Here is a 13,525-nt window from a genome sequence, read left to right on the forward strand (position 1 = left end):
GTTTGTGCGCAGGACTGTTGGCGGAGAGGGAACGGCGTAAAAATCGGCCCGCCTTATTGTGAACTTGTCAGATTAAGCCTTAGGGTGGGGATCAGGCCGGCGAAGCCCTCGAGAACCGCCGGGTAACTCCTCCCCGGATCCAGGCAAACGACCCCGTCAAACGCCCAGCAGCGGTACCGCGGCCCTTATTGCGCCACGGCGCACAGGTGCTGGGTTTTGCGTCGTCGACGCCCCCGACAAGCAGGAGAACACCATGACCGTGGAGTCCGAGCTCACTGAAGCGCCCGCAACAGCACCTACCGACATCTCCCGAGGGGGCAGCTACGTTACGTTGCCACCCGGATCGGAGGTATCGCCGAAGCTTGAGGGCAGCTACGTCACGGTGCCCGGAGCCCTTCCCGGACATGGCAACAGGGCCCAGGGCACGTACGTGACACTTCCCGCGGCGCCGGCGGGGGCGACCGAGATCAGCTACACCCGCGTCGGCTGACCCGCGTCAAGAAGCACCTGCCACCCTTTCGACCAGGGCGGCAGGTGCTTCTTCCCCGCGGTTACCCGGCGTAGGGGTCGGCGATGCCGATGTATTGGGTGGTGGTGTATTCGGCGATGCCTTCGGAGCCGCCTTCGCGGCCCAGGCCGGATTGCTTGACGCCGCCGAAGGGTGCGGCGGCGTTGGAGATGACGCCGGCGTTGAACCCGACCATGCCGAATTCGATCTGTTCCGCGACGCGCAGGAGGCGGTTGAAGTCGCGGCTGTAGAGGTAGGACGCCAGACCGTATTCGGTGTTGTTGGCGAGCCGGATGGCGTCTTCCTCGGTGCTGAAGGTGGTCACCGGGGCTACGGGGCCGAAGATTTCCTGGCCAAGGATCGCCGCGTGGTTGGGCACGTTGGCCAGGACGGTGGGCTGGTAGAAGTAGCCCGGTCCGTCCACCGGTGCGCCGCCGGTCACGGCCACTGCTCCGGCGTCGACGGCGGCGCTCACCAGTGCATGCACCTCATCACGGGCGCCCGCGTCGATGAGGGGTCCCACCTGGGTGGCCGCCTCGGTGCCGCGCCCGGTGTGCAGGGCGCCCATGGCGGCGGCGAACTTCCGGGTGAACTCCTGCGCCACGGATTCGTGGACCAGGAACCGGTTGGCCGCGGTGCAGGCTTCGCCCATGTTCCGCATCTTGGCTGCCATGGCCCCTTCGACGGCCTTGTCCAGGTCGGCGTCTTCGAAGACGATGAACGGCGCGTTCCCGCCGAGCTCCATCGAGGTGCGCAGCACGTTCTGCGCGGCGTCTGCCATGAGGCGCTTGCCGACGGGGGTGGAGCCGGTGAAGGAGACCTTCCGCAGCCTTGAGTCCTTCAGGAGCGGGCCGGAAATCCCGGACGCGGAGGAGGATGCGACGACGTTGAGGACCCCGGCGGGAAGGCCGGCGTCGAGCATGGTCTGGGCGAAGTACTGCGCCGTGAGCGGGGTGAGCTTGGCGGGTTTGAGGACCATGGTGCAGCCGGCGGCGATGGCGGGGGCGACCTTGCGGGTGGCCATGGCGAGCGGGAAGTTCCAGGGGGTGATGAGCAGGCAGGGGCCCACGGGTTTGTGCTGGACCAGGATCTTGTTCCTGCCCTCCGGGGTGGTGAGGTAGCGGCCGTAATCGCGGACGGTTTCCTCCGCGAACCAGCGCAGGAACTCCGCCCCGTAGGTGACCTCACCGCGGGCCTCGGCCAGCGGTTTGCCCATTTCCAGGGTCATCAGCAGGGCGAAGTCCTCGGCCCGCTCGGTCACCAGGTCGAAGGCCCGCCGGAGGATCTCCGCCCGGGTCCTAGGTGCGGTGCGCGCCCAGGACGCCTGCACGGCGTCGGCTGCATCGAGTGCGGCAATGGCGTCTTCGCTGGTGGCGGAGGCGAGGGTGGCGAGCACCTCCCCGGTGGCGGGGTCGTGCACATCGAACGTGCCGCCGTCGGACGCCTCGCGCCACTGACCGTTGATGAGCAGGCCGGTAGGGACGGAAGCCAGGAGCGAGGCTTCATGCTCCGGCGAAAAGGCAGGGGAGATCGCAGAAAGTGTCATGGGAAGTCCTTAGGAAGGGAAGGTCAGTAGCTGGCGGGGGTGTCGCCGTCGGCGTGGGGAATGTACTTTGCTGCGAGGGCCTCGGAACCGCGGGCGAGGAGTGCGACGTCGGCGCCCACCAGGATGAAGTCCGCGCCGTTGGCGAGGTAGTGCTCGGCCGTGGCGGGAGCGAAGGCGTTGACGCCCCCGGGTTTCCCGGCCGCCTTGGCAACGGACAGGCAGTGTTCGACGGCGGCGCGCACCTCGGGGTGTTCCTGCTGTCCCAGCAGGCCCATGGAAGCGGCGAGGTCGGAGGGGCCCACGAAGATGGCGTCCACACCGTCCACTTTGAGGATGTCCTCCACAGCCTCGACGGCCGCCGTCGATTCAATCTGGACGGTGACGCTGATGGTCTCGCTGGCCCGGGCGAGGTAGTCCGGGACCCGGTTCCAGCGTGCGGCGCGGGCCAGGGCCGAGCCCACGCCGCGGGCGCCGTAGGGCGGATAGCGGGTGGCAGCAACCGCCGCCTCCGCTTCCGCCACCGAATTCACCATGGGGATCAGCAGGTTCTGAACCCCCAGGTCCAGGTACTGCTTGATCACCACCGTGTCATTCACCGGCGGCCGGACCACGGTGTGGACCGGGTAGCCATGGATGGCCTGGAGCTGGGCGAGGATGGACTCGAGGCCGTTGGGGCTGTGCTCCGCGTCCACCAGCAGCCAGTCCAGCCCTGCCCCCGCGCAGAGTTCGGCGACCAGCGGGCTGCCGGAGCACACCCACATCCCGGCGAGCGGGCGGCCTGCCTTTCCCTTTTGCTTTTGCGCAGCCAGGGCGGAGCGGAAGGTGTCTTCTATTCGAAACGGCATGTCACAGCTCCCAGGGGTCCGTAGTCGGCGTGGACGGTGTCGCCCTTGTACACCCACAGTGGGCGGGTGAACGAGCCGGCCAGGATGATGTCGCCTGCCTTGAGCGCGTCGCCGTGGGCGGCGATCTTGTTGGCCAGCCAGTGCACGCCGTTGGCGGGATGGTCCAGCACGCCCGCGGCCACGCCGGTTTCCTCCACGGTCTGGTTCTTGTAGAGGATGGCGGAGACCCAGCGCAGGTCAACGGCGTCCGGCTTGACCGGGTTGCCGCCGATCACCATGGCGCCCATGGCGGCGTTGTCCGAGATGGTGTCCACGATGGTCCGGCCCTCCATCTCGATCCGGGAGTCCAGGATTTCGAGGGCCGGAACCACGTAGTCGGTGGCCTTCAGGACATCGAAGATGGTCACGCCCGGGCCCTTGAGTCCGTCCCTGAGGACGAACGCCAGCTCCACCTCCACGCGCGGGTGGGTGTACTGGTCCCACCGAACGGAGCAGCCGGTCTCCAGCACCATGTCATCGAAGATGGCGCCGTAGTCCGGTTCGGTGATGCCGGTGGCGGCCTGCATGGCCTTGGACGTGAGGCCGATCTTGCGCCCCACCAGGGTCCGGCCGGCGTCCTCGTTGCGGCGCCGCCACAGCTGCTGCACCGCGTAGGAATCCTCCACCGTCATCTCCGGGTACCGGGCGGTCAGGCGGGGGACAGGGGTGCGGGTCCGGCCGGCTTCCACCAGCTCGTCCGCGATGGCCTCAATCGTCGTGGGCTCCAGCATGGCTAGACCTGGACTCCCAGCTTGAAGCCCGTCCGGTCGCCTTCGGGCGAGCCGTCCTTGCGGGTGTAGGAGAAGCCGTCGGCGCCCACCGTGACCGCCATCTCGGACTTTTCCTCGCGGACGATGACCGGCTGCGGGTTGCCGTCCAGGTCCAGGACCAGGGAGGCCTCGGTGTACCAGGAGGGGACCACGGGGTTGCCCCACCAGTCGCGGCGCTGGTTGTCGTGGACGTCCCAGGTGATGGTGGGGTTGTCCGGGTCGCCGGTGTAGTAGTCCTGGGTGTAGATCTCAATGCGGTGGCCGTCCGGGTCCAGGATGTAGAGGTAGAACGCGTTGGACACGCCGTGGCGGCCGGGGCCGCGTTCGATCCGGTCGCTGATGCGCAGGGCGCCCATCTTGTCGCAGATCTGGATGATGTTGTGCTTCTCGTGCGTGGCGAACGCGACGTGGTGCATGCGGGGGCCGTTGCCGCCGGTCAGGGCGGTGTCATGGACGGTCTGCTTGCGGTGCATCCAGGCGGCGTAGGTGACGCCGTCGGCATCCTTGATGTCCTCGGAGACGCGGAAGCCCAGGTCCTCCAGGTACTTGCGGCCGCGCGGGACGTCCGGGGTGACCTGGTTGAAGTGGTCCAGGCGGACCAGTTCACCGGCGGAGTAGAGGTCGTAGCGCTGGGTGAGCCGCTCCACGTGCTCCACGTCGTAGAAGAACTCGTACGGGAAGCCCAGCGGGTCCTCCACTCGGACGGAGTCGCCGATGCCTTTGGTGAAGCCTTCCTTGCGGCGCTCCACCCGGCAGCCGAGCTCCTTGTAGTAGGCCTCGGCGGCATCCACCTCCGCAGGGGACTTCACCCGGTAGGCGAAGGCGGCGACGGCGGCGATGGGTCCCTTGCGGAGCACCAGGTTGTGGTGGATGAATTCCTCCAGGGAGCGCAGGTAGATCGCGTTCTCGTCTTCCTCGGTGACGTGCAGGCCCAGGACGTCGACGTAGAACTCGCGGGACCTGGCGAGGTCGGTGACCACGATCTCCATGTAGGCGCAGCGGACGATGTCCGGTGCCGGGACGGTGGGGGTGGGAACGAAGTTGGTCATGATGGTCTCTCTTCTTTGAAAGGGGGCTTCTTCCCCAACTGACTGGCAGTTGTTGTCGTTTTGAGGCCTCAAAACGACAATAAATGCGAGCTGGTTGGGTTCAGGCGCCGAATTTGGGGGTGTGGACGGTGCCGAGCGTGATGTGCACGGCCTGCTGGTCGGTGTAGAAGTCGATGGAGCGGTAGCCGCCCTCGTGGCCCAGGCCGGAGGCCTTGACGCCGCCGAACGGGGTGCGCAGGTCGCGGACGTTGTGGCTGTTCAGCCACACCATGCCGGCTTCGACGTTCTGCGAGAAGTTGTGGGCCCGGGTCAGGTTCTGGGTCCAGATGTAGGCGGCCAGGCCGTACTTGGTGTTGTTCGCCAGGGCGAGGGCCTCGTCGTCGTTCTCGAACGGGGTGATGGCCACGACGGGTCCGAAGATTTCCTCCTGGAAGATCCGGGCATCGGGCGCGACGTCGGCGAACACCGTGGGTGCGATGTAGTTGCCTTCGGGCAGGTGGCCGGGGCGGCCGCCGCCGGCCAGGAGCCGGCCTTCGGACTTTCCAATCTCCACGTAGGAGGCCACCTTGTCGTAGTGCTCGGGGTGGACCAGGGCCCCCACTTCGGTCTTGGGGTCATGGGGGTCACCCACCACGATGTTCTTTGCCCGGGCGGCGTACTTTTCGCAGAATTCGTCGTAGATGGCGCGCTCCACCAGGATGCGTGAGCCGGCGGTGCAGCGCTCCCCGTTGAGGGAGAAGACCCCGAACAGGGCGGAGTCGATGGCGGCGTCCACGTCGGCGTCGGCGAACACGACGCAGGGGGATTTGCCGCCGAGCTCCATGGACAGGCCCTTGAGGTTGGCCGCGGCGTTGCGGAAGATCGTCTGGCCGGTGGTGGTCTCGCCGGTGAAGGAGATCAGCGGGACGTCCGGGTGCTTGACCAGGGCGTCGCCGGCCTCCTCGCCCAGGCCGTTGACCAGGTTGAAGACGCCGTCCGGCAGCCCTGCATCCTTGAAGATGGTGGCCCACAGGGAGGCGGACAGCGGGGTGAATTCGGCGGGCTTGAGGACCACGGTGTTGCCGGTGGCCAGCGCCGGGGCGAGCTTCCACGACTCCAGCATGAACGGGGTGTTCCACGGCGTAATCAGGCCGGCGACGCCGATGGGCTTGCGGTTGACGTAGTTGATCTGGGAGCCGGGGACCTTCATGGCGTCATCGAACTGGGCCACGATCAGGTCGGCGAAGAACCGGAAGTTCTCCGCAGCGCGGAGGGCCTGGCCCTTGGCCTGGGTGATCGGCAGGCCGGTGTCGAACGTTTCGAGTTCGGCGAGCCGGGCTTCCTGGGCCTCGACGGCGTCGGCAATCCGGTTCAGGACACGGGCGCGTTCACGGGGCTTCATCCGGGGCCACGGGCCGTTCACGAATGCTTCACGGGCGGCCGCGACGGCGAGCTCGATGTCTTCCTTCTGGCCGGCCGCGGCGGTGGCGTAGTTGCGGTTGGACACCGGGTCCAGGACATCGAAGGTCTTGCCGGAGATTGAGTCCACGAACTGGCCGTTGATGTAGTGCTGGATGTGGCTGGGCAGGTCATCCGGAACGTAGTGCTTGGTGGTTTCTACTGAGGTCGTCATCGTTGAAGTCCTAACTGTGGTCTCTTCGTACAAGTGGTCGCGTCGTACAACTGGTCTTTTCGTACTAATTGGTTTGGGCGAGGTAAGCGTCCAGGGTCGCCGTGCGGTGCCGGCGGGCTGCCTTCTCGATGTCGTCGGCATCGGCACCGGACTCGATCAGCTTCAGGAGTTCCTCATGTTCCTCCACCGAGTCGCGGGCCCGGCCGGGGACGAAGCGGAAGGTGGAGGACCTGAGTGCGGCCAGCCGGTTCCAGCCGCGGTGTACCAGGTCCAGGATGTGCGGGTTGGGGCAGTGTTCGAACAGGACGCTGTGGAAGTCCTGGTTGAGCTGGGTGAAGCGCACCGGATCGAAGTGCTCCAGGCACTGGCGCATTTCCTGGTTCACGGCACGGGCCCGGGCAATGGCCTGGCCGTCGATCAGCGGTGCGGAGAGTGCCGTGGCGGCACCTTCCACGATGCTGAGGGTCTGCATGGTGTAGAGGTATTCGGTGGGGTCGATGCCTGCCACCGTGGCGCCGACGTTCCGTTCAAACGTCACCAGTCCCTCGGCTTCAAGCCTGCGGATCGCTTCCCGGACCGGAACCACGCTGAAGCCCAGGTCCTTCGCTATGGCACCCAGGACCAGCCGGTAGCCGGGAGTGTAGGTGCCTTCCACGATCCGTGCCTTGACGGCCTGGTACGCCTGTTGGGACTTGCTGCCGGGAGTGGCTGCCACGCCGGCCACGGCGGTTTCAGTCATGGCGGTTGCCTGCCCATTCCTTGTACCGGGCCTGCCATTCGGCGTTCATCGGGTAGAGGCCGTCCACGCTGTTGCCCTGCTTGACCATCTCGAAGATGAAGGTTTCCTCCTTTTCCTGCTGGATGCAGTCCTCAACGAGTTCTTCGGCGATGGCGGGCGGGATGACCAGGATGCCGTCGGAGTCGGCCACGATGATGTCGCCGGGCTGGACGGTGGCTCCGCCGCAGGCGATGGTGATGTCCGTGTCCCACGGGATGTGCCGGCGGCCCAGCACGGCGGGGTGCGGGTTGGCGAAGTACGTGGGCATTTCCAGGCCGGCCACCGCGGTATAGTCGCGGACGCCGCCGTCGGTGATGATCGCTGCCGCGCCGCGGACCTGGGCGCGCAGGGCCAGGATGTCGCCCACGGTGCCGGTGCCCTTTTCGCCGCGGGCTTCCATGACCAGGATTTCGCCTTCGTTGACGGAATCGATGGCGCGTTTCTGGGCGTTGAAGCCGCCGCCATGGGTCTTGAAGAGGTCTTCCCGGTTGGGCACGTAGCGCAGGGTCCGGGCCAGTCCCACCACGCGCCGGTCCGGGCGGGTGGCCTGGAGGCCGTCGATGCTGACGTTGTTAAGGCCGCGCTTGCGCATCTGGGATGACAGGGTGGCGGTGGCGACCGACTCGAGCTTGGCTTTCAGTTCCGGGGTGAGGGCGCTGTCAGGAGCAGGGAGCCCTGCGGCTTCGCGGGATCCGTAGGCCTCCTCCCGCTGCAGGTCGTCAACCTTGGGCTGGGCACCAAAGTCCGCGAACGCCGTCGTGCCTTGCTCAACGGTGGTGATCAGGCGTCCGGTGGTGAGGTTGCCATCAATCGTGCCGGCCTCAACCTCCAGGACGTCGCCCGGTGCGGCCACGGAGGCGCCGGCAGGGGTGCCGGTGAGGATGATGTCGCCCTCCTCGAGGGTGAGGAGCTGGGACAGGTCCGCCACCAGCCGGGCGAAGGGGAAGAGCAGGTCAGCGGTGGTGTCGTCCTGGACCAGTTCACCGTTGTGCCAGGTGCGGATGCGAAGTTTGGAAGGGTCGACGGCGTCTGCCGGAAGAAGTGCCGGGCCCACAGGGGTGAACCCGTCCCCGCCCTTGGACCGGAGGTTGGAGCCCTTGTCCGCGTAGCGCAGGTCGTACACGCCGAGGTCGTTGCTGGCGGTGACGGCGGCAACGTGGCTCCAGGCCTCCTCGACCGTGACGCGGCGGGCGGCCTTGCCGATGATGAGCGCAATCTCGCCTTCGTAGCCGAGCAGTTCGCAGCCGGCCGGGCGCTCCACGGGGCTTCCGCTGAGCGCCAGCGAGCTGGAAGGCTTGAGGAAGTAGGACGGTTGGGCCGGGGTGCGGCCACGCTGGGCGGCCCGGCTGGGGTAGTTGATGTGCACCGCGACCACCTTGCGTGCTGCTGCCAGGGTGTCGCCGTTGACCTGCTCCAAAACGTCTCCTCATCAGGTACGAAATCGTATACGATCACTATCCACAGATTTGCAGCTTCCGTCAACCCCCCTTGTTTCGGCTGTTTTTACGGCACTTCCGGAGCCACTTGTCGCCCGCGTCACAACCGGCGTACAGTGGAAAACAAGTTTAGAGTTTTCGATTATCGAATCTACTGTTCTGATATAGAACACGAACTGATGTGAATCATCCACAACGAAGTGAGGAAAGCCCGTGCAGTTCCACCACCACGGATACGTATCCGGTGACCCGCGCATCAAGCCGGCAGCCGGCGTCGGACTGAACCGCCCCGAGGAGCTCCCGGAGGAAGTGGACGTGCTCATCGTCGGCACCGGCCCAGCCGGAATGCTCGCCGCCGCGCAGTTGTCCATGTTCCCCAATGTCACCACGCGGATCATTGACCGCCGGCCGGGCCGCCTCGCTATTGGGCAGGCTGACGGGATCCAGGCGCGCAGCGTCGAAACCTTCCAGGCCTTCGGGTTCGCAGAGCGGATCATCGCCGAGGCCTACCGGATCACGGAGATGGCGTTCTGGAAGCCGGACCCTGCCAACAACGCCAACATCATCCGCGCCGCACGCGCCGTCGACGACGAAACAGGGATCAGCGAGTTCCCGCACCTGATCGTCAACCAGGCCCGCGTGCTGGACTACTTTGCCGAGTTTGCGGCGAACTCACCCACCCGCCTCAAGCCCGACTATGGCTATGACTTCCAGGGCCTCACCGTCGCCACCGAGGGCGACTACCCGGTCACTGTGACGCTGCTTCACACCGCCGGACCCAATGAGGGCCAGGAGCGGATTGTCCGTGCAAAGTACGTGGTGGGGGCCGACGGCGCGCGCAGCAAGGTTCGCCAGGCGATCGGCTGCACGCTGGCAGGGGACCAGGCCAACCACGCCTGGGGCGTCATGGACGTCCTGGCCGTCACCGACTTCCCTGACATCCGCACCAAGTGCGCCATCCAGGCCGAGAAGGGCAGCATCCTGCTGATTCCGCGGGAAGGCGGCTACCTGTTCCGCATGTACGTGGACCTGGGCGAAGTGGATCCTGCCACCCACCACGCCGTCCGCAACACGAGCATCGAGCAGATCATCCACAAGGCAAACGAGATCCTGCACCCCTACACCCTGGATGTACGCAACGTGGCGTGGCACAGCGTGTACGAGGTGGGCCACCGCCTCACGGACAGGTTCGACGACGTCCTGCCCGCGGACCGCGGCACCCGCACCCCGCGGGTGTTCATCACCGGCGATGCCTGCCACACCCACAGTGCCAAGGCCGGCCAGGGCATGAACGTCTCCATGCAGGACGGGTTCAACATCGCCTGGAAGCTGGGGCATGTGCTGGAGGGCCGCAGCCCCGAGAGCCTGCTGACCACCTACTCGGAGGAGCGGCAGGTGGTGGCCAGGAACCTGATCGACTTCGACAAGGAGTGGTCCACCATGATGGCCAAGAAGCCCGAGGAGTTCGAGCACCCCTCGGACCTTGAGGACTTCTACGTGCGGACCGCCGAGTTCCCGGCAGGTTTCATGACCCAGTACGCGCCGTCCCTGATTGTTGGCGGCACCGACCACCAGGACCTGGCCGCCGGCTTCCCCGTGGGCAAGCGTTTCAAGTCGGCACCGGTAGTCCGCGTGGGCGACACCAACCCCATCCACCTGGGCCACCACGCCACGGCTGACGGCCGCTGGCGGATCTATGTCTTCGCGGATGCGGCCCAGCCCGGAACGGACTCCACTACGGACAAGCTCGCCGAGTGGTTCGCGCACTCGCCGGAATCACCCCTGGCAGCAACACCCGCGGACGCCGACCCGGACGCGTGGTTCGATCTGAAGGTCATTTACCAGCAGCCGCACACCGCCGTCGACATCAATGCCGTCCCCTCCGTCTTCAAGCCGCAGGTGGGCCCGTTCAAGCTCACCGACTACGAGAAGGTGTACGCAACCGATCCCACGGCGGACATCTTCGACCTGCGCGGACTGGACCGCAACGGCGTCGTCGTGGTGGTCCGCCCGGACCAGTACGTGGCCAACGTCCTGCCGCTGACGGCAACCGCCGAGCTCGGCGCGTTCTTCGCGCCGCTGCTCAAGGCCGCGCCCGCACAGCCACGTCAGGCGGTGGCCGCCGCCCGGTAGTCAGCCGCGGGGTACACGCCGAGGATCCGCACCTCGGTGGTGAAGAAGTCCAGTTCCTCGAGGGCCAGCTTCAGGGGCAGGTCCTCCGGGTGGCCCTCGACGTCGGCCATGAACATGGTGGCGGCAAACTCGTTGCCCACCATGTAGCTCTCCAGCCGCGTCATGTTCACGCCGTTCGTGGCAAACCCGCCCAGCGCCTTGTACAGGGCGGAGGGGACGTTGCGGACGCGGAACACGAAACTGGTGACTGCCGGTCCGGGAAGATCCTGCCGGGCGGGCAGTGCCGTTTCCCGGGCAAGGACCACGAAGCGGGTGGTGTTGGAGGGGTCGTCCTCCACGCGCGAGGCCAGCACCTGGAGGCCGTAGATCTCCGCGGCCAGCGGGGGAGCCAGCGAGAGCTTGCGGGGGTCATTCCACTCGGCCACCTCCCGGGCGGACCCGGCGGTGTCACCGGCGATGACCGGCTTGAGGCCGTGGTCGCGGATCAGCTTCCGGCACTGGCCCAGGGCGTGGATGTGGCTGTGCACCTCGGTGGCGCCCTCAATGGTGCTGCCCGGAATGCCCAGCAGGTCGAAATGGATGGGCAGGAAGTATTCGCCCACGATCTGCAGGTTGGACTGCGGCAGCAGGATGTGGATGTCCGCCACCCGGCCCGCGATGGAATTCTCGATGGGGATCATGGCCAGGTCCGCTTCGCCGCCGGCCACCAGTTCGAAGGCGTCCTCGAAGCTGGCGCACGGGACGCTTTCCATGTCCGGGAACATCTGCTGACACGCGATATTGGAGTTGGCGCCGGGCTCACCCTGGTACGCAATCTTGGAGGCCATGGTCCGTATGCTTTCACGCGCGCGGGCCCGTTGCGAAAACGGGCCCGCGAGTGCTACGCGGGGGTGACGCGCAGCCAGAGGTACTGCCGGGGGAGGAGGGTGATGCCGTCGTCCAGTTGCAGGGTGGCTTCGGAGAGAAGGTCGACGGCGGCAGGGGAGTACCCGCCAAAGGTTTCCGCCGGGAGGGTCTGGGCGGAGTCGCTGAAATTGGCGAGGGCCAGGACGGTGCTGCCACCGTCCGGACCGCCCGGGCGCTGGTAGCCGAGCACCGAGCGGTTGTTCGTACGGAAATCCACCAGCGTGGTTCCGGCAAATTCAGGAGTGCCCGCCCGGACCTCGATCATGCGCTTCAATCCGGCGTAGACGGCCCCCTCGGGGGTGGAGGGATCGTCACGGCGGGCGTATTGTTCGGCGGGAAAGTGCGGCCGGTGCACCCAGCGGCTGTCCTCCTCGTGGCCGGGCTCGGACGCGTAGGAGTAGTCGTTGACCTGCCCCACTTCGTCGCCCAGGTACAGCAGCGGGATGCCGCCGGTGCTGAAGGGCACCGAATGGGCCAGGAGGATCCGTTCCACCGCCTCCGCCGGGTCAACCTCCATCCCGCACAGGGACGCCGTCGTGCCGGAAATCCGGCAGTCACCCGTCTTGGGGTTGTCCTGGAAGGGGACGCCGCGGGCGAAGCTGCCCGGGAACCGGTTGACGTAGAAGGAGTTCAGGAAGCGGCGGTGGTCAAAGCCGTTGATGCCCAGCTCGGCCGCGTCCTCATCGGCGAAGGTCCAGCCGATGTCGTCATGGCTGCGGACGTAGTTCACCCATGCCGTACCGTCGGGGATGTTGTGCCTGCGCTCCAGCGCCTGTGACAGCAGGGACACGTCCCTGGTGGCCACGGACTCCCAGATCAGGGCCATCTGCAGCGGGTTGTAGGAAAGCTGGCATTCCGCGGGGTCGATGTACAGTGCCACCTCGTCGGGGTGCACGATGGCCTCCGACTTGAACAGCAGCGACGGTGCCGCCAGGCGGCAGACCGCGTTGAACGCCCGGAGCAGCGTGTGCGCCTGGGGGAGGTTTTCGCAGGGCGTCCCCAGCTGCTTCCAGATGAAGGCGACAGCGTCCATGCGCAGGATATCCACCCCCTGGTTGGCCAGGAACAGCATCTCGGCGGCCATGGCCCGGAAGACGCCGGGGTTGGAGTAGTTCAGGTCCCACTGGTAGGTGTGGAACGTGGCCCACACCCACCGGCCGTCCGCCATCTGGATGAAGGACCCCGGATGGTTCTCCGGGAAGATCTCGCGGACATTCGCCTCAAAGGCGTCCGGCATGGTCCGGTCCGGGAAGATCCAGTAGTAGTCGCTGTACTCGGGATCGCCCGCGGCTGCCTTCCGGGCCCATTCGTGCTCGTCAGAGGTGTGGTTGAAGATGAAGTCCACCACCAGGCTGATCCCGTTGGCGCGCAGTTCGGCCGCGAGGGAGCGCAGCTGTTCCATGGTTCCCAGCTTGGGGTTGACCTCCCGGTAGCTCGACACGGCGTAGCCGCCGTCCGAATGCGGTTCGGGCGCCAGGAACAGCGGCATCAGATGCAGGTAGGTGAGGCCCAGCTCCTTGAAATAGGGAATGCGGCTGCGCACTCCCTCCAGGCTTTCGGCGTAGCGGTCCACATAGCAGACGCCGCCCAGCATGCCGTTGGACTGGAACCAGTCCGGCGCCTCCTCGCGTTCGGCGTCCAGCGCCTTCAGCTCCGGGGAGCGCTCCTGCCACGACCGCGCGCTCTGCACCACCAGGGCGGACAGCTGCTCCAGCCAGTCCTGCCGGGCGCCGTAAAGCGAGTGGAACAGGCTGCGGAGGGTGGGGAAGTGCTCATCCAGCCGCCGGTCAAAGTCCGGATCCGCAGGGAGGCCGAGGTCCCGTTGCCGGGCGAGCGAAGCGATGACGGCCTGGCGCGCCTCTTCGTCCTCGTTAACGGTTTCCTGCATGCCACTGCCCCTTCC

The 13,525-nt window shown here is 66.6% G+C and carries 11 protein-coding genes; 2 read left to right on the plus strand and 9 right to left on the minus strand.

Annotation, left to right across the window (positions count from 1 at the left end; genetic code table 11):
• Positions 1–253 precede the first annotated feature (253 nt).
• Positions 254–490: a hypothetical protein gene (locus FB478_RS07765; RefSeq protein WP_056391903.1), complete on the plus strand. Its 237-nt coding sequence runs from the start codon at positions 254–256 to the stop codon at positions 488–490.
• A gap of 61 nt (positions 491–551) precedes the next feature.
• Here FB478_RS07765 and FB478_RS07770 read toward each other — a convergent pair whose 3' ends face one another.
• The 7 genes from FB478_RS07770 to FB478_RS07800 form a co-directional block, all read right to left on the minus strand.
• Entirely contained in the window at positions 552–2,054 is a 1,503-nt protein-coding gene (locus tag FB478_RS07770; RefSeq protein ID WP_056391902.1) for an NAD-dependent succinate-semialdehyde dehydrogenase, read from the minus strand.
• Positions 2,055–2,077: 23 nt separating this feature from the next.
• Positions 2,078–2,899, minus strand: a complete 822-nt coding sequence (locus tag FB478_RS07775; RefSeq protein WP_186447761.1) for an HpcH/HpaI aldolase/citrate lyase family protein — start codon at positions 2,897–2,899, stop codon at positions 2,078–2,080.
• Positions 2,884–3,669: a 2-oxo-hept-4-ene-1,7-dioate hydratase gene (hpaH, locus tag FB478_RS07780; RefSeq protein WP_056391900.1), complete on the minus strand. Its 786-nt coding sequence runs from the start codon at positions 3,667–3,669 to the stop codon at positions 2,884–2,886. The genes FB478_RS07775 and hpaH overlap by 16 nt, the downstream gene beginning before the upstream one ends.
• A 2-nt stretch (positions 3,670–3,671) precedes the next feature.
• Positions 3,672–4,757 carry a 3,4-dihydroxyphenylacetate 2,3-dioxygenase gene (hpaD, locus tag FB478_RS07785; protein WP_018770014.1) on the minus strand — a complete coding sequence of 362 codons (1,086 nt, stop codon included), beginning with the start codon at positions 4,755–4,757 and terminating at the stop codon, positions 3,672–3,674.
• Between the two features lie 100 nt (positions 4,758–4,857).
• Positions 4,858–6,369: a 5-carboxymethyl-2-hydroxymuconate semialdehyde dehydrogenase gene (gene hpaE, locus FB478_RS07790; protein WP_144600119.1), complete on the minus strand. Its 1,512-nt coding sequence runs from the start codon at positions 6,367–6,369 to the stop codon at positions 4,858–4,860.
• Positions 6,370–6,433: 64 nt separating this feature from the next.
• Entirely contained in the window at positions 6,434–7,108 is a 675-nt protein-coding gene (locus FB478_RS07795; RefSeq protein ID WP_018770016.1) for a GntR family transcriptional regulator, read from the minus strand.
• Positions 7,101–8,564, minus strand: coding sequence for a fumarylacetoacetate hydrolase family protein (locus FB478_RS07800; RefSeq protein WP_144600120.1), 1,464 nt, complete (start codon positions 8,562–8,564; stop codon positions 7,101–7,103). Before FB478_RS07800 ends, FB478_RS07795 begins: the two co-directional genes overlap by 8 nt.
• 232 nt (positions 8,565–8,796) lie before the next feature.
• On the opposite strand from FB478_RS07800, the gene FB478_RS07805 reads away from it, so the two are divergent.
• On the plus strand, positions 8,797–10,716 hold the full coding sequence (locus FB478_RS07805) for an FAD-binding monooxygenase (protein WP_144600121.1): 1,920 nt from the start codon (positions 8,797–8,799) through the stop codon (positions 10,714–10,716).
• Here the strand turns inward: FB478_RS07805 and FB478_RS07810 are convergent.
• Both FB478_RS07810 and FB478_RS07815 read right to left on the minus strand, forming a co-directional pair.
• Complete coding sequence (locus tag FB478_RS07810; RefSeq protein WP_144600122.1) at positions 10,692–11,543, minus strand: prephenate dehydratase; 852 nt, start codon at positions 11,541–11,543, stop codon at positions 10,692–10,694. The genes FB478_RS07805 and FB478_RS07810 overlap by 25 nt on opposite strands.
• Positions 11,544–11,596: 53 nt before the next feature.
• Complete coding sequence (locus tag FB478_RS07815) at positions 11,597–13,510, minus strand: amylosucrase (RefSeq protein WP_144600123.1); 1,914 nt, start codon at positions 13,508–13,510, stop codon at positions 11,597–11,599.
• Positions 13,511–13,525 lie beyond the last annotated feature (15 nt).

This window comes from Arthrobacter sp. AG367, assembly GCF_007828995.1.
Taxonomy (GTDB): Bacteria; Actinomycetota; Actinomycetes; order Actinomycetales; family Micrococcaceae; genus Arthrobacter.

Bases quoted from the DNA above. Each gene is read 5' to 3' on its own strand.
- FB478_RS07765 (WP_056391903.1), top strand. From the start codon at position 254: ATGACCGTGGAGTCCGAGCTCACTGAAGCGCCCGCAACAGCACCTACC.
- FB478_RS07770 (WP_056391902.1), bottom strand. From the start codon at position 2,054: ATGACACTTTCTGCGATCTCCCCTGCCTTTTCGCCGGAGCATGAAGCC.
- FB478_RS07775 (WP_186447761.1), bottom strand. From the start codon at position 2,899: ATGCCGTTTCGAATAGAAGACACCTTCCGCTCCGCCCTGGCTGCGCAA.
- hpaH (WP_056391900.1), bottom strand. From the start codon at position 3,669: ATGCTGGAGCCCACGACGATTGAGGCCATCGCGGACGAGCTGGTGGAA.
- hpaD (WP_018770014.1), bottom strand. From the start codon at position 4,757: ATGACCAACTTCGTTCCCACCCCCACCGTCCCGGCACCGGACATCGTC.
- hpaE (WP_144600119.1), bottom strand. From the start codon at position 6,369: ATGACGACCTCAGTAGAAACCACCAAGCACTACGTTCCGGATGACCTG.
- FB478_RS07795 (WP_018770016.1), bottom strand. From the start codon at position 7,108: ATGACTGAAACCGCCGTGGCCGGCGTGGCAGCCACTCCCGGCAGCAAG.
- FB478_RS07810 (WP_144600122.1), bottom strand. From the start codon at position 11,543: ATGGCCTCCAAGATTGCGTACCAGGGTGAGCCCGGCGCCAACTCCAAT.
- FB478_RS07815 (WP_144600123.1), bottom strand. From the start codon at position 13,510: ATGCAGGAAACCGTTAACGAGGACGAAGAGGCGCGCCAGGCCGTCATC.